Origin of the sequence: Streptomyces sp. SAI-135 (assembly GCF_029893805.1) — a bacterium.
GTDB lineage: Bacteria > Actinomycetota > Actinomycetes > Streptomycetales > Streptomycetaceae > Streptomyces.
Genome location: NZ_JARXYP010000001.1, coordinates 1,036,460 through 1,052,124 on the forward strand (window position 1 = coordinate 1,036,460; position 15,665 = coordinate 1,052,124).

General features: G+C 67.0%; 14 protein-coding genes. 7 read left to right on the plus strand and 7 right to left on the minus strand.

The genetic code is table 11. The features are described from left to right. Positions 1–236: 236 nt before the first annotated feature. The 3 genes from M2163_RS04580 to M2163_RS04590 all read right to left on the minus strand — a co-directional run bounded on the left by M2163_RS04580 (position 237) and on the right by M2163_RS04590 (position 3,501). Positions 237–1,517 (minus strand): IS256 family transposase, encoded by a 1,281-nt coding sequence (locus M2163_RS04580; protein ID WP_280854368.1) that lies wholly within the window; start codon positions 1,515–1,517, stop codon positions 237–239. A 115-nt stretch (positions 1,518–1,632) separates the two neighbouring features. After that, positions 1,633–3,039: a helix-turn-helix domain-containing protein gene (locus M2163_RS04585; RefSeq protein ID WP_280854367.1), complete on the minus strand. Its 1,407-nt coding sequence runs from the start codon at positions 3,037–3,039 to the stop codon at positions 1,633–1,635. A gap of 186 nt (positions 3,040–3,225) precedes the next feature. After that, on the minus strand, positions 3,226–3,501 hold the full coding sequence (locus M2163_RS04590; RefSeq protein WP_280854366.1) for a hypothetical protein: 276 nt from the start codon (positions 3,499–3,501) through the stop codon (positions 3,226–3,228). Between the two features lie 837 nt (positions 3,502–4,338). Between M2163_RS04590 and M2163_RS04595 the strand changes: the two genes are divergently transcribed. Continuing rightward, the gene (locus tag M2163_RS04595) at positions 4,339–4,623 is read left to right on the plus strand and encodes a hypothetical protein (RefSeq protein ID WP_280854365.1); all 285 of its coding nucleotides are present in this window, start codon (positions 4,339–4,341) and stop codon (positions 4,621–4,623) included. Next, the gene (locus tag M2163_RS04600) at positions 4,623–5,825 is read left to right on the plus strand and encodes a hypothetical protein (protein ID WP_280854364.1); all 1,203 of its coding nucleotides are present in this window, start codon (positions 4,623–4,625) and stop codon (positions 5,823–5,825) included. Before M2163_RS04595 ends, M2163_RS04600 begins: the two co-directional genes overlap by 1 nt. Positions 5,826–7,392: 1,567 nt before the next feature. Here M2163_RS04600 and M2163_RS04605 read toward each other — a convergent pair. Then, positions 7,393–8,283, minus strand: coding sequence for a helix-turn-helix domain-containing protein (locus M2163_RS04605; protein WP_280854363.1), 891 nt, complete (start codon positions 8,281–8,283; stop codon positions 7,393–7,395). Positions 8,284–8,524: 241 nt separating this feature from the next. Between M2163_RS04605 and M2163_RS04610 the strand changes: the two genes are divergently transcribed. The 3 genes from M2163_RS04610 to M2163_RS04620 all read left to right on the plus strand — a co-directional run bounded on the left by M2163_RS04610 (position 8,525) and on the right by M2163_RS04620 (position 10,082). Continuing rightward, the gene (locus tag M2163_RS04610; protein WP_280854362.1) at positions 8,525–8,866 is read left to right on the plus strand and encodes a hypothetical protein; all 342 of its coding nucleotides are present in this window, start codon (positions 8,525–8,527) and stop codon (positions 8,864–8,866) included. Between the two features lie 130 nt (positions 8,867–8,996). Continuing rightward, positions 8,997–9,323, plus strand: a complete 327-nt coding sequence (locus M2163_RS04615; RefSeq protein WP_280854361.1) for a hypothetical protein — start codon at positions 8,997–8,999, stop codon at positions 9,321–9,323. Positions 9,324–9,731: 408 nt separating this feature from the next. Further along, positions 9,732–10,082 (plus strand): hypothetical protein, encoded by a 351-nt coding sequence (locus tag M2163_RS04620; protein ID WP_280893117.1) that lies wholly within the window; start codon positions 9,732–9,734, stop codon positions 10,080–10,082. Between the two features lie 333 nt (positions 10,083–10,415). Here the strand turns inward: M2163_RS04620 and M2163_RS04625 are convergent, their stop codons facing one another. The 3 genes from M2163_RS04625 to M2163_RS04635 all read right to left on the minus strand — a co-directional run bounded on the left by M2163_RS04625 (position 10,416) and on the right by M2163_RS04635 (position 13,588). Further along, positions 10,416–10,880 carry a hypothetical protein gene (locus M2163_RS04625; RefSeq protein ID WP_280854358.1) on the minus strand — a complete coding sequence of 155 codons (465 nt, stop codon included), beginning with the start codon at positions 10,878–10,880 and terminating at the stop codon, positions 10,416–10,418. Positions 10,881–10,906: 26 nt separating this feature from the next. Then, a complete protein-coding gene (locus tag M2163_RS04630; RefSeq protein ID WP_280893118.1) occupies positions 10,907–12,142 on the minus strand; it encodes an amidohydrolase in 1,236 nt (411 codons plus the stop codon). A gap of 90 nt (positions 12,143–12,232) precedes the next feature. Next, on the minus strand, positions 12,233–13,588 hold the full coding sequence (locus M2163_RS04635) for an MFS transporter (RefSeq protein WP_280854356.1): 1,356 nt from the start codon (positions 13,586–13,588) through the stop codon (positions 12,233–12,235). A 203-nt stretch (positions 13,589–13,791) separates the two neighbouring features. Between M2163_RS04635 and M2163_RS04640 the strand changes: the two genes are divergently transcribed. Both M2163_RS04640 and M2163_RS04645 read left to right on the plus strand, forming a co-directional pair. Further along, entirely contained in the window at positions 13,792–14,781 is a 990-nt protein-coding gene (locus M2163_RS04640) for an Lrp/AsnC family transcriptional regulator (RefSeq protein ID WP_280854355.1), read from the plus strand. 279 nt (positions 14,782–15,060) lie between these two features. After that, positions 15,061–15,648: a hypothetical protein gene (locus M2163_RS04645; protein ID WP_280854354.1), complete on the plus strand. Its 588-nt coding sequence runs from the start codon at positions 15,061–15,063 to the stop codon at positions 15,646–15,648. The last annotated feature ends 17 nt before the right edge of the window (positions 15,649–15,665 follow it).

Sequence of the window (15,665 nt, forward strand, 5' to 3'; positions counted from 1 at the left end):
TTTGGGCCGTTTCCCTGCACCAGCATCTCTTGGCGGCGATCGGCGCCTCCCCGACCGCCGACCGGTGGGCCTGACAAGCGCCATGCCGCTGGTCTGACGGCCGCGGGTCTCAGGCGTCGATGCGTACCCAGGTACGGCCGGCGCGGAGCCATAGGGTTCCGTTGCGGCCCTGGCCGCACTTCATGACCACCCGCCCGGGCACCTCAAACGAGTGGTGTAACTGGTGGTAGTTGGGGCTACTGGCGGACTGCTGAGAGGCGGCCGTCGAAGGTGATGTCGAAAGTCAGAGCGGTCTTCCAGCGCATGGTCCAGCGGGCCTGGCCTCGGCCGGTGGGATCGAGCGACATGATCGCCATGTAGACGCACTTCAACGCGGCCTGCTCGTTGGGGAAGTGTCCACGGGCCTTGACCGCTCGCCGGATCCGCGCATTGACCGACTCGATCGCGTTGGTGGTGCAGACGATGCGCCGGATCTCGGTGTCGAACCGCAGGAACGGGGTGAACTCCTCCCAGGCGTTCTCCCACAGTTTCACGATCGCTGGATACTTCCTGCCCCATGCGTCGGCGAACTCAGCGAACCGGTCCAGGGCGGCTCCTTCGGTCGGCGCCGTGTAGACGGGCTTGAGCAGACGCGCGATCTTGTCCGAGTCCTGGCGGGCGGCATAGCGGAAGGAGTTCCGCAGCAGATGCACGACGCAGGTCTGCACAATCGTCCTGGACCAGACCGTCTCCACCGCTTCAGGCAGACCTTTCAGCCCGTCGCAGACCAGCATGAGCACGTCGCTGACGCCGCGGTTCTTGATCTCGGTGAGGATGTGCAGCCAGTGCTTGGCTCCCTCGCCGGCCCACAAGTCCAGGATCTCCCGCCGGCCTTCGGTGGTGACGGCCAGGGCCACGTAGATGGGCCGGTTGGCGACCGCGCCGTCGCGAATCTTCACGTGGATGGCGTCGATGAAGACCACCGGATAGACAGCGTCGAGGGGACGGCTCTGCCATTCGGCCATGCCCTCGAGGACGTGGTCGGTGATGGTCGAGATTGTCTGGCGGGAGACCTCGGCGCCATAGACCTCGGCCAGGTGGGCTTGCACCTCGCCGGTGGTCAGGCCCTTCGCGGCGAGGGAGATGACCATCTCGTCGACGCCGGTCAGGCGCTTCTGCCGCTTCTTGACGATCTTCGGCTCGAAGGCGCCTTCCCGGTCGCGCGGCACCGTTATCCTCACCGGGCCGACATCGGTCAGCACGGTCTTGGAGCGTTTGCCGTTGCGGGAGTTGCCGCCGTTCTTGCCGGCCGGGTCGTGCTTGTCATAGCCGAGATGGTCCGTGATCTCGCCTTCCAGGGCAGACTCCAGCAACCGCTTGGTCAACTGCTGCAGCAGCCCGCCCTCGCCGGTCAGCTGCAGTCCCTCCGCCTGGGCCCGGTGCACCAGCTCGTCGATCAACTGGTCGTCAACGGCCTTCGCCGACACCGCGCTTGAGGACTCGACACCCTCGGATAGGGGCACGTTCTCACTGGTCATCGATGCATCTTCCATGATCGGGAGTTACACCGAACGTCTTACAGTCCCGCGCCCCGTGGTGGTGGTCGCTTACATCGAGGTGTAGGCCGGCGGGGAAGCGCGGCTCCGGGGTGGATCATCGGAGTTCGGTGATTGTGGTGAGGGGGCGGGGTCGTGGCCGGGTGGGGGTGCCGGCGGCCGTGGCGCGTTGGGTGGCGTGTTTGCGCAAGAGGCGGGCACGGCCGTCTTCGACGGTCTGGTCTTCGGTGAGGACCTTGCTGAAGGTCTTGATGACGGCGTCCGCGCCGACGGGGGCAGGATCTGGGGGTGTCAGTGCGCCGGGGATGGTGAGGAGGAGGGGGGCGCTGTCGCCGGCTTCGTTGCGGGCGTCGTCCAGGAGTTGGGTGAAGTGGTCGGTGTCGCCGCCCAGGATCCGGACGAAGGTCTCGAGGACGTCGGGGTGGGGCAGGACGGTGGCCTCGAGGAGGGAGGCGACGGCGCTGGCGGGCAGGAGCCAGCGGCTGGCGACGGCGATGTCGGTGGGGGCGGGGCGTCCGGCGCGCAGGTGCAGGGTTTGGATGGCGCAGCGGAGCCGTTCGGCTGCCGGCGGGGGCTCTTCGTCGGGCTGGGGTTCGGGTTCGCGGTGTTTCTCGCTGAGTTTCTCGGATTCCCACACGGTGCGCAGGACCGCGGGGTCGGCGCCGCAGGCCTGGGCGAACTTGCGGGTGAGTGTCCAGGTGGGGACGCGTTCGCCGGACAGGATCCGGGACATGAAGGAGGGGGAGCAGCCGATGCGGGCGGCGACGTCCTTGTTGGTGAGCTGGGCGGTGCGGATCAGCATGGACAGGATGGGGGAGAGCCGGTTGTAGGCGGCGCCGGTGGACTCGACGGGTGCGGACTGCTGTTCGGGGCCATCACCGCGGTCGCCGCCCGCGTCACCGGCCTCTGCCGCGTTCTCGTTCTCGCCCGGGGTGTCGGGGGAGTCGGTGCTGCGGTAGAGGCCGGCGAGGGTGGTGAGGGTGGTGTCGGAGCGGTTGAAGCGGGCGAGGCGGCGCAGGATGTAGCGCTCGGTGTAGCGGTGGCGCGCGGTGTCCTCGCTGATGCCCAGGATGGAGCTGACGGTGGCCCAGGTCACCCGCCGGTATCGGGCGCGTCCCACGAGGGCCGCGGTCAAGCCGTTCAGTTGTTCCTGCAACTGGGCGATCCGCCGCAGGGGTTCCTCCCCGTCGAGCGACGGCAGCAGCCGGGCCAGGTCGCGGGCCCCGTCCTGGATGTCGCGGGCGATCTCGGTGCACAGGTCCTCGCCGGCCGACGGCCCGGGCGCGGGACGCGGGGCCGGATGGGTCCGCAGCGCCGGCCGGTCATCAACCGATGGCCCGGCGGGTGCGGGGGCCGGGCAGGCGGCCGCAGCCGGTGAGCTCCCCTCCTGCAGACGCCGCCGGTGAGCGGCCTGACGGCAGGCATCCCCGCAGTACTTCCGTGGCCGGCCCTTGCCCGGCCCGCCCGCGAGAGCGGAGCCGCAGTACTCGCATGTATCACGCACGGTTCGTCCATCCCGTAACGAAAAGGGTTCAGAGCGGGAAGTGCGGCGTTGATACAGCCGAATTTCCCCGGGTTTCGTCACACGTTGCCTACCGGCGGCCCGGTCCTGGTGGCGTCAGGACCGGACCGCCGGATGCGGGTGGCGAGAGGTGGATATATGCAGCCTCCGGCCGCCCGGCGGTATCCGTCAGCGCCGGTCGCGGCGGCTGCGGAAGGTCCTGAAGGCCGCGCCGGACAGCACCGCGCCGAAGGCATAGACAGCCTCGTGCGAGACCGTCACCTCGATGGGCGGCTGGAAAATCAGCAGATAGCCGGTGAACAGCAACGCGATGAACGCGACTGCCGCGCGCTTGCCAAACCGGTTCACGTAACGGAACTTTTCGTTACGCCCATTACGTTTGTCATGCGCGAACCGGCCGGACGGCTGTTTAGCCCGGCGGCGCCGAGGGGTAGATCGCCCCATAGGGCACTCCTTCGTGTGTGTCGCAAGCGTGCGGGACTTCGGACAATGTTTGGACGCGGCGTACGAAGCCCCGCACGCACCTGAGGGTGAAGCTAGCGACACACAGTGCGATAAGCGAATCGCCCCATAAGCCACGCGCACGGCTATATCGTCGGTCGCCCCAGGATGAACGACTTTCGTTTCGGTCAATTCAGAAATCTGCCCAGCTTCCGTAGCGCCGCGTGTCAGACACGGCTGATTTCCATCGCAGAGACTTTCCTGTCACATTCGATCGCCAAACGATAGGAATCGATCGTGAAAATTGTTCCCGTGTGAGCCGTACGCAACGATGCGGTCGTGAACGGGGTCGATCTGATCAGCATGCCGGGGTAACACACCCCGGAACATGCAATTGCGAGATCACGTGAAATTGCACGCCGACCGCGTGCAGGTGCCCCGCGAAGCCCCCGTCCACCGCGGGCAACGAGCACTCGGGCACTGCGGACTGCCCGCCCGTCTCCCGGTCAGGTAGACGTCCTGATCGGCACGGGCCCGCAGTCACGGAGGCGATCCACACGACGCGCGTCGGTTCGACAGGCTGCACGGCGCCAGCTCGCTGGAGGGCGACGGAGCCCGGCTCTGCGGGCACGCACTTGCTGCGGCGGATGGAACGAAGCACGGCAAGCGAGGCCGGGCAACCGAGCGATATCGAGGCGCCAGGAGCGTAGGAGTAGACGAAAGCGCTCTTGTGCGCCGTGCTCCGTACGGAGGGACGGTCCCGCGTGCCACGGGAGGGGACGCGGAGCGGTGGTCATGCTGCTGATGCCCCGATTTCTCTGGCGAAGGAGGCGGCTCATCGTGGCCGACCACGCACCAGCCGCAGCGGCAGCGGCGCCCGTTCGCACTGCCATCTACATCAACCGGCGATCTGTCCTGCGCATCGAGATCCCCATGGCGTACACCATGGCGGCGCACAACGACGGCTGGAAGATCACTTTCGACGCGCCGGGCAAGATTCGGCTCCTCATGAACGAGGGACACAACGACCAGATCGACGTCAAAGTCGGCGACTACATGCTGTCCAGCGGGGAAGACATGCTTCTCTCGCTGCAGCAGGCTGCTGTCGCAGGTGGGGTGGGCTGATGCCCGAACCTCAACAGCTTCTCGAATCCCTCGCGAAGACGCTGCAGGCGGTGGTCAAACCGCACCCGGGGGGCGCCCTTGTCGAAGCGACGATCGAACCTCTCCCCGGCCCGATCGACGTCACGGAGATCCTGCACGGGGCCCTCGACGCGACCTTCATCACGAAGGACGTCAGGTTCGCGGACTTCAAGCCCGAGAGCCAGCTGACCCCGGCCGGGCTGGGCACCTCGATCATTGGCGGACAGCCGCTGGCCGGCACGCCCACAGCCACCGGGGTCAACGGCCTGCTCGGTCAGCTGACCGGCTCGATCCCGATGCTCAGCCAGACCAAGGTGCCGGTCCAGCTGGAGGTGGTGTGGGTTGTCCAGGACCAGAACGGCCAGCCGCTCGCCCAAGAAAAGTGGAACGTCAGCAAAGGCGTTCCATTCACCGAAGGCGGTGTACCCAAGGTCAAGGGGACCGAGATCGCCATCGCCTTCCAGCCCGCCGTGGACGAACTCACCACGACCAATCCGGTACCTGCCCCGCTCCACTACCAGCTCGTCGCCACCGTCACGCTCAAGGCCCTCGACCTCACACATTCACTTCCGCTGCCGGCCGTCCCCGTGCTGATCCCCGCACTCCTGATCCCGAAGCTGCTCGCGGCCTTCAGGCACGCGGACTTCCAGCCCAAGGCCGGGGACGACGACGGATTCGTTTTCCTCATGGTCCCCGGGAACTCGCCGCTGCGAAGCCTCGAGCAGCTCAAGTCGACGCTGGCGACCCTCCAGGAGACGGTGACCACGCTGAAGGCGTTCGCCGACTTCGCAGCGTTCCTGCTGAACCTCGACAGCCTGATCAGCGGGGTCACCGCGAGCCCGTACTTCGCGTTCGCGGCAGCGGACGGGGTGCCGGTCCTCAACGACACGACGGTCATCCAGAACAACATCTTCACCAACGACATCGAGCTGGAGGACGAGATCAGCTCGATGATCCTCATCGGGCCGCCGAACAAGGTTGTCCACTGGTTCTGCGAGGACGACTACGACACTGAGGACGGCGACCTCACGGTGAAAATCGGACCGCAGTCCTACACCCTCATCCGAAACTTCGCAGGTGACAACCCCGCCTCCGACCCTACGGGTATGGTCCAGGTCCTCCACCAGCCGGACAACGGTGACGACACCTTCAACGACTTCATGTCGTCCGTGAGGTTCGAGTGACACCGACGCTACGCGTCGAAGTCCCCGGCCCGGCATCCTGCTGGACGCTCACCGTTGACGGGATCGTCCACCCCGTCAACGAGAGCGTGCCGGTAGTGCCGGGCCGGCGGCACGTCGACCTCCGCTGCGACCTGCTCTGGCCCACAGGGCAGGCACAAGGACACCTCGCCTGCACCGTCCATGTGCCGGCCGGAGCGAGGGTACGCCTCGCGGCCCCCGGTGCAGCCACCCGACCCTGACACCAGCATCCGGCACGGCCAGGAGCCGACACGCGAGCCAGGAGCAGGGCCTGGCCCACGGAAGGGGCAAGTCCACGCGACGAGCAAGGGCATTGGTGCTCCATGCATGACGGCGAAGCCTGCGAGCGGCCTGCCGGCAAGCACGTGTGCGCCGCGGACCAACCGCTCGGTCTCGAACCTCCCACGTTCGCGCCGGTCTGCCTGGCGCGGGGGTGTCACAGGGGCGATCCAGGCGGCGGATCACTACTCGCCAGACCAGGCAGAGCCGACTTGACGTCGGCCGCCACGGGCAGTCTCTGCTGTGGGCACGAGGTCAGCCGCCGCGATGGAGTTGCAACCACCCGGCGAGCGTCCCGGACCGCGACGGTGCCAGGCACCCGCTGTTGTGGACTCGCCTCGACCACCCCGGCGTGCGGAAGATTGGGCTGACCAGGGCTTTGTCGGCCGCCTGGTTGACTGGACCGCTCACACTCTCGGCCGCGAGTTGGAGATCGTCCGGAAGTACCCCGATCAGCGCGGTTTCCAAGCTCAGTCGAAGCGGTGGGCGGTGGAACGCACCTTCTCATGGCTCACCGCCCACCGAGCCTGGCCCGGGATTACGAGGCCAGGCCGGCCCGATCGGAGACCATGATCCGATGGGCAATGATTGGCGTCATGGTCCGCCGACTCACCCGCGGCCGTTCCGCCACGCGGCCGGGTCCCAAGCCATTGGTCCGGGTGTGGCCGGGCGAGGGTACGGTTCTGGCGTGACCAGTGACGCTGCTACCCCGAGGGGGACTTGGAACGGCGCCTCGGTGCGCTCGCGTGTTGCCGTGATGGCTCGGGAAGACCCCGAGCATCGCCGCTTCGGCGCCTCTCACCACCGGTACCGGCTTCACCCGCCTCTGGCGGAGGAGACGATCCGCTCATTCGAGCAGCTGCACCGCGTCACACTTCCCGCCTCCTACCGAAGTTTCCTGAGTTCGGTCGCTGGCGGCGGAGCGGGACCGGACTACGGACTCCTTCGCCTGGCAGAGGAAGTAGACGACGAAGAGGTCCTGCACGACCTTCGAGCCGAGTGTCTGCACGTGGGCTTCCTGGCGACCCCGTTCCCGCACTTCATGGACTGGCCGGGGCCGGGCAGGGGAGGCGACGCCGACTACTCGGTTACGGGGACCTTGGTCCTCGGCGAGATGGGCTGCGGTACCTTCTCCCGCTTGGTGATCACAGGAAGCAATGCCGGACAAGTGTGGCTCGACGACCGCTCCTGGGGTGGTCTGACCCCAGGACCAGACTTCGGCACTTGGTGCACCACATGGCTGGCATCCCGGTAGATCACGAACACGGTCTCAAGCAGGGTGGCTTGCTGGGGTGTGGAGCCCGAAGTCGTTGAAGGACTGGAGGTGTCCCTTGCTGTGCCGTGCTGGTGCTCGGCGCATGATGTCGAGCAGTTCTCCTGGCGTCTGACCGGAGAGAGCTCGGAAGTCTCGGTTCATGTGGGGCTGGTCGTGGTATCCCGCCTGGCTGGCCAAGTCGGCGAGCGAGTCCAGGCCGCTCGATGCCATGGCCAGGGCGCGGTGGAAGCGGATGATGCGGGAGAGTGTTTGAGCAGGCAGCCCGATGTGCTCCCGTAGCAGCCCTTGTATACGGCGCTGACCGAGGCCGGTGACCGCGGTCAGCTCGCGTAAGGATGCGGCGCCGCCACGATCACGCAGCAGGTTCCATGCATGGGTGGCGGCCGGTGAGGGGACCGTCGTTCCGTTGCTGAGCCGCCGGGTGAGCAAGATGTCGAGAATCTGCCAGCGTTGGGGCCAGTGCGGTGCGGCGGCCAGCTGTTCGGTGGCGTTCGCAGCCCAGCCGGCTCCCATGATGTGGTCCGGGTCGATGACCGTCTTGGCCAGGTAATGCAGAGGAAGGCACAGGAGCCGGTATGCGCCGAGCGGCGTGAGTTCGATCTCGACGGCAGATGCAGATCCACTGAAGCCCGCCAGCATCGGCGCGCTTTGCAGACCCGCGATCATCGCAGGCCACTGACCTGGTGACGCTCCTTGTCCTTGACCGCTGCGGATGGTCAGCGGCTCCCCCCACCCCAGGAGCACGGTGACGGCCGCCGAGGGAAGGGTTACCCGCGCGGGCCGCGCCCCGCCCATGCGGTGGCCTCGGTAGCGGATAACGACGCCGCGCAAGGAGGCCGACGGACGGCCGATGTACTCGCCGGGCCGGTCGATCAGTTCAGTCACTGTTGAAGTTTCCCCCGCCGTGATTGCGCCTTTGTACAAGACTCCTGCCGCTCAGGGTCGGAGGCTAGGGCCTGCTCGGCCACTTGAGAACCAACCCAGCCGCCGTCTCAAGAGTCGGTATCAGTCTTTTTCTCGCGGGCAGTGCACCGCGAACTCCTCGTGCGATGTCCCTAAACGAGAATCCGAAAAAGGAGAAAGCTCAATGCACTCGAGCAATCATGAATCTGCGCGAAAGGATGTCATGAGCTTCAGCAGAAAGATCAACCTCGGACTCGCCGCGAGCCTCCTGGCCATCGGAGCGACGCTCGGCACGGCGCAGGTGTCCGAAGCTCAACCCGCGACCATCTCCTGCGCTTACGGGCACGTCTGCGGCGTGGACTGGACTGGCAACCGCTTCGACTTCTACAAGTGCGGCCCCAAACAGCCCATCGGTCTCTCTGGCCCTGGGGAGTTCTTCAACAATCAGACACCTGGAACTACCGCTTACTGGTACGGGGCCGATGGATACGAAACGGGCTTCGCCCGCTCGGGAGTGTCGGGATACATCGACTGGACCCATATCTGGTATGTAAAAGCCTGCTGATCTGCTGCTGACCTCGATCGTGCATGAGGGCCCATCGATTCGCCGACGGGCCCTTCCCATTCACTCAGCGACTCAGGCTCCTTCGGACCGACGGGATGCGGCCTGGGGCGGCAGCAGGAGTGGATCCGCCGTGCCGGCCACCATCCCCGGTCACCTGCTCGTCACCCGTCCGGACGCGGAGCTGACGGCCTCGCCCGGCGGGTCCGGCAGCCGCATTACCCTCCACCGCACCTCGGTGGGCGATGGTTCCAGTGAGCCGGTCGTCGAGTACCGGCCCGGCCCGAAGGGAGAGTCGCCGACAAACCGTCTTCGCCAGGTGGGGCAGAGGTATGTTCAGGAGCCGGTATGCGCCGAGCGGAGTGAGTTCGATCTCGACGGCAGATGCGGATCCCCTAAAGCCCGCCAGCATGGGCGCGGTCTGCAGACCCGCGATCATCGCAGGCCACAGACCTGGTGAAACCCCTTGTTCCGGACCCCTGTGGACGGTCAGCGGCTGCCCCCATCCCAGGAGCACGGTGACGGCCGCCGAGGGAACGGCGACCTGCGTGGGCCGCGCCCCGCCATGCGGTGGCCTCGGTAGCGGATAACGATGCCGCGCAAGGAGGCCGACGGACGGCCGATGTACTCGCCGGGCCGGTCGATCAGTGCAGTCACTGTTGAAGCTTCCCCCGCCGTGATTGCGCCTTCGTACAAGACTCCCTCCGCGCGGTGCCGAAGGCTAGGGCCTGCTCGGTCACCCGAGCACCAACCCAGCCGCTGTCTCAAAGAACCGGATCAATCTTGCTCACGGGCAAGAGCCATCGAATGCTCCGCAAACTCCTCGCGCGATGTCCCTACACGAGCACCCGAACAAGGAGAAATCTGAATGCAGTTGATCAAACTCAGTAGAAAGCTCAACCTCGCTCTCGCCGCGAGTTTCCTGGCCATAGGAGCGACACTCGGCACGGCGCAGGTGTCCGAAGCCAAACCCGCGACCATCTCCTGCGCTTACGGGCACGTTTGCGGAGTGGACAACTACGGCCATCGGTTCGATTTCTCGGCATGCGGAAGGAACGAACCCATCGGACTCTCCGGGCCCGGAGAGTTCTTCAACAACCAGACACCTGGAACTTGGGTGAAGTGGTTGCGATCCGATGGAAGTACCTATGGAGCCGATGCCGCGGGACAGCACGGATACATCGACTGGACCCCCATCTGGTGGGTGAGAGCCTGCTAGCTGCGCCATCTCATGCTTAATGGCGAAGCTTAGGGCCGGCAGGAGCCGGTGCGGGTCGATGTAGCCGAAGCCGTGGATCGAGTAGATCACGTCGTAAGGTTCGGCCTGCTTCAGGTAATCGACGGCGTCGCCGTGGATCAGCTGGAGTCCCGGCATCGTGCCGTGCCGGCCGACGGCGCGTTCGTGCTGGGTAGGGGACGCCTCGACTGCGTCGACGATGGCGCCGATCTCGCGTACAAGGTGGGCGTCCTCGGTGTCGGGGGAAGGGTGAGGGGAGAGGCGGGGCCGCGCTGGCTGGCGCGGCCCCGTGATGAGACGCGATGTCCGTGGTGCTCAGCGGTCCTGGGCAAGGGCGTACAACTCGCCCAGCTGACTTCCCTCGGTCGCGATGAGCTCGTCGAAAGAACCCTGTTCGCGGATGCGCCCCTGGTCGAGGACAATGACCCGGTGAGCCATCCGCACGTTGTCGAGCCGGTGCGTGACCACCACGGTGATCCGGTCCGGAGCCATGGCCCGCAGTTCCCGGAAAGTGGTGTGTTTGCCGCGGGCGTCCATCTCACTGGTCGGCCGGCCGCAGACACCCAGGGCGTTCCGCTCGCGGTGTCCTTGACCGGCGGCATCTGCAATGACGTCATCCAGCTCCTGGCAACGCTGGACCGGGAGCCCTGACGTGGCCGGCCACGGCGAGGCGCCCCGGCCACACTGTTCGCCGACTGCGGCCACGGCCACGGCGTCGACCGGTGCCCGCTGTGACCGCGCGGCATTCGTCTCGTCGTCATCGGACGCAGTCGGCACCATCGCCCCAGCCTGGGCCGAACGATCTCTCAAGTGTCCAAGGTGGTTCGGGTCGCCCCAGCGGGACGCCGCTTCTGCAGGTCGATGAGATCGGACCGCACCCTCTTGTCGAGTGCGATGTCCGCCACGGTGAGTGCCAGTGCCTTTGCTCCGTCGAGTACAGCGGCGTCGGCCTGGGGGCTCGCGGCGGCGTCGGCGAACGCGGCCGTGTGGGGCACCGCGTCCGAGCCGAGCACTGAGACCCCGGGATGGATCGAGGGCACGACCTGGGAGACATTGCCCATGTCCGTGGAACCCCCTCCCGCCTGCTGCTGCCCGCGGTCCAGCACGCGGCCCAGACTCTCAAAGGCCCGATCCCAAGCCGCGGCGAGCTCAGGATGGTGCACCATCGGTGCGTAGAGATTCTCGGTTGTACGGTGCGTCCAGGTGCAGCCCGTAGCGATCGCGCCCGCCTCGAAGCACGCCAGGACACGACGGCGCAGATCGCGCCATTCCTCAAGATCGTAGGCACGGACCTCGAGGATGACCTCCGCCCGCTCCGGGATGATGTTGCTGGCCTCGCCGCCGTGTGAGACGTAGGCGTTCACGTTGACGTTCGGACTGAGCTGCTGTCGCAGCAGGCCCAAGGCGCTCAGAGCGATCGTCGCGGCTGCGCCCGCGTTGATCCCCTTGGTGGGCATTCCGGCCGCATGGGCCGCTCGACCGGTGAAGGTGACCTGGAGGCGTTCGGCGGCGGTGCTTCTGAATCCGTCGGCGGGCCTGTCAGGGCCGGTGGCACCGTGTGCCATCAGCGACAGCGTCGCATCCTCCCAGGCGCCTGCGCGCAGAAGGTCGACCTTGCCTCCCCCGTGCTCCTCGGCGGGCGTGCCGAGCAGTTTGACGCGAAGATCGAGGTCGGAGGCCACCTCGGCGAGGGCCACAGCCGCGCCCACGCTCATCGCAGTGATCATGTTGTGTCCGCAGGCATGCCCGATGGAAGGCAGCGCGTCGTACTCCGCGCATATCGTGGCGGTCAGCTCGCCCGCACCCGACACGGCCTCGATCGCTGTGGGCATACCGTACGCGCCGAGTTCGGTCGCGAACCCGGCGTTCTCCATCTCCTGGGCCACCTGGGCTGCCGCGGCATGTTCGGCGTAGCCGAGCTCGGGGTTGGCGTGAATTGCGTGACTGAGCGCGATGAGGCGATCGGCCCGCTCGTCCACTGCCCGGCGGATGAGGGTGAGCACCTCTTCGGCGTCGACGGAATGACTGCGGGTCGTTGTCATGTATGTCTCCCTCTATGGGAATCAGTGGTGCAGGAAACGGCGGGGCGATGATGAAGGAAACCGCCGACGGGTCGCGGAATTCGCTGGGCCTCAGGCCGGGATCGCACGACGTGAGCGGGTTACCGCGAGAGCGAGGAACCCGACCGTCACGGACAAGACGGCGCAGATGCTCCAGATGACGACGTAGGCCGATTCCGCCACTCCGGCCTGCCCCGAGGACAGCACTGTCACCATGGCCGACATCACGGCGGCGAAGACCGCTCCGGCGACCGAGCCCGCCGCGGTGCGGGAGGTGTTGTAAAGGCCCGACATGATGCCGACGGAGTCTTGCGGCGCCCGCGTCACCACGATGGCCGGCAGGATCGCCGCGACCAGTCCGCTGCCGATGCCGAGCCCGGCCTGCCAGACGAGGAACCAGGCGAGGTCGTGTCGGGTCAGGACGGTCAGGAGGTAGGCCCCGGCCGAAATCACCGCGCCGCCGACAAGTGTGGCGCTCTGGCCGACTTGTTCTGCCAGCCTGGCGGCGATCGCGGCGCTGAGGGTCATCGCGACCCCCATCACCGTCAAGGAAGCGCCCAGGGCGGTTCCGCTGAGCCCGAACCCGAAGCCGGCCGCGTGCGGGGAGGTGCCAAGGAAGGAAGCGGTGGGCGCCGAGCTTCCGAACAGATGGGCTCCGAAGACGAATGCGGTGAGCAGGGGTATCCGCTGCCCGCGGTGCCAGATGACGTCGAGCGGGACCATCGGGTTCGTGACGCGTCTTTCGATGGCCACCCAGATGACCAGCAGCGCCGCACCGCCGATCAACCCTGCCAGCGTCCGCGCCTCCGTCCAGCCCCAACGACTGCCGTTGCCGACCGTGGCGAGGAAGAGTGCCAGGCCGCCCCCGAGCAGGGCCGCGCCGGCCCAGTCGATGCCACCGGGGCGACGCGCGGTCGTCTCGGGAACGAGGCGGACGAGGAAGGGCACGATGACTACCATCATCACGGCCGGTATCCAGAGGGTGGCGGCGAGACTGAGGTGTTGGCGGGCCAACCCGGCCAGCAGCAGACCGAGACTCGCACCGACGGTCAACGAGCCGACGAGCAGTCCTATGGCTCGGTTAGCCTGCTCACCGGCCCGCTCACGCACGATCGCAAATTCCAGCGGGAGCAATGCTGAGATCGCCCCCTGCAGAGCCCGGCCGAGCAGCAGGACGGGGAAGGTGGGAGCGACCGCCACGATCACTGAGCCGACGACCACGGCCGAGACGACGACGAGCATGATGCGCTTATGGCCGTACACGTCTCCCAGCTTGGCCAACACTGGCACACAGATCAGGGTGGACAGCAGCGCCGTCGCGACGATCCAGTTCGCGTCAGCGGGACTACGGCCGTACCGCTCTACGAAACTGGGCAGCAACGGGATGACCCATCCCTGGGCGATGCCCGACGCCAGTTCCGTGAACACCAGGAAGCCGACGATTGAGGCGATCCGTGCCGGGTGGGGCGGCGGTGTGAGGCGATCTGGTCCGTCGACTTCTGAGGCGGAAGTACTACTGGACATAACGGCACTCTCCCTGTTCGATGGGGCGAATGAGACCGGCAAAGGATCGTTCGCTTGCCGCGATCCCCGCATCGCATTGCAGGATCTGATCCAGAGAGGCCGTCTTCGTGCAGCATTCCGCCCTCCTGGACGAACTCGATCAGCGAATCGTCCATGCGCTTCAGATCGACCCCAGGGCCTCCTGGACCCGCATCGGGACGGTGCTCGGGATCGACCCGGTCACGGCAGCGCGGCGGTGGGAACGCCTCCGAGGCGACGGCGTCGCCTGGACGTGCGCCTACACCTCAGCGGCGGCACGGCAGCAGGAACTTGCGATCGTCGAGATCGACGGCGCCGGCCAGCCGCTGCTGATCGCCGAACAACTCCTGGACGACCCGCAGTGCATCACCATCGACATCACCTCGGGCGGGCGCGACCTCCTGCTCACCGTCATCGCCCCGGACCTGCACAGCCTCACCAACTACCTCCTCGAACGCCTTGGCGGACTCGCCCACGTCCGCGGCATCCGGACACATCTGGTGTCCGAGATCATCGGAGAGGGATCGAACTGGCGCCTGAATGTATTGACCGATGCCGAACAGGCCAGGCTGCGCCCCATCACCCGCACCACGATCGAGGTGACCCGTCCGTTCACGTCCCATGAGAGCGCCGTGCTGTCCGCGCTCGTCAGCGATGCACGCGCAGCTACGACCTCGATCGCCGACCAGACCGGACTGAGCCCCCGCCGCGTCCGAGACCTGGTCCGGGAATTGCTGCAGACGGGCCGGGTGACGCTGCGCGCCGAGGTGCAGGCCGCCGCGATCGGGAGGCCCATCTACGCCTGGTTCTTCCTCCGCGTCCCTGCCGCGACGGCCGCCACCATCAGCCCACGGCTCAATTCCCTCCGGGACATTCGCGGGACTTTTCGGATCGCGGGGCCCAACAACGTCATCATCGCCCTCTGGCTGCGCGATCTCACTGAGGTCGGCCGGCTTGAAGCCGCCATTGAGAGCCACTTGCCCGACGTCGAAGTCGTCGACCGCAGCGTGGTGCTCCGCTGTGCCAAACGCATCGGCGTGATCTTCGACCAAGAAGGGCGCCTACTGCACAGGGCTTGAAACGGATTCCTCCGCCGTGACACATCGCCACCCGTGCCGGAGGACGGCCCGGGCAGCTCGCTTCTGGCCCGCCAAGCTGGAACACCCCAGGGCGGCGGCCCCAACCCACCAAGAGGGAGATCCTTTTGAAGGGGGCACCGCCTCGGCCGGATCCGGCCAGACAAGCAATGCGCTGATCGCATGGGATGCCGGTGGCTGGGCTTCAGCCGCGACCGTCGAGCAGGTCTACGGCCATGTCGACGTTCACGACTCCGTCTTCGCCGCGGCGCTGGAGCAGGTATGGGGGCAACGGCCGCGATCCCGCTGACGCTGCTGCCCGGCCGCGCCGACGCTCCCCGTATCGGCCGTGACCGCCTCGAACTGCTCACGGCCCTGATCGAGGCCCCCGGCTTCGACCCGCTCTTCCGCGACACCCTGATCTATGTCCCGGCGCAGCATCCGGTGTTCGCCTGGCAGTGCGCTGTCGAGGGCTGCGAGCGCATCCGCCGGGTGGGCCACAACCTGTGCGGCACCCAGTACCTGCAATGGGAACAGGCAGAACAGACCGGCCAGACCAAGCGCACCTTCATGAACACCGCAACGCCTCTCCTCGCCGCACGGGGGGTCGACTACGGGCGCTGCCGCATCTGCCCGGACCGCCCGGCCGGCAACCCCACGACCCGGCTATGCCTTCAGCACGACAACCGCTGGCAGCGCGGCGCGGCGGCACACCTTGACCGCACCCACCTCGACCAATGGGCCCTGGTCCAGCACGCCTTGCCCGGCTACGGCCCCTGCAAGGCCCGCTGTCCCTTCCTAGCCTGCACCTCGGTGGGACAGATCTTGCGCTGCTCACGGCGGCGGCCAGGGACTGCTTCGCCCCCCTGACCAACTCGGTGGGAGAC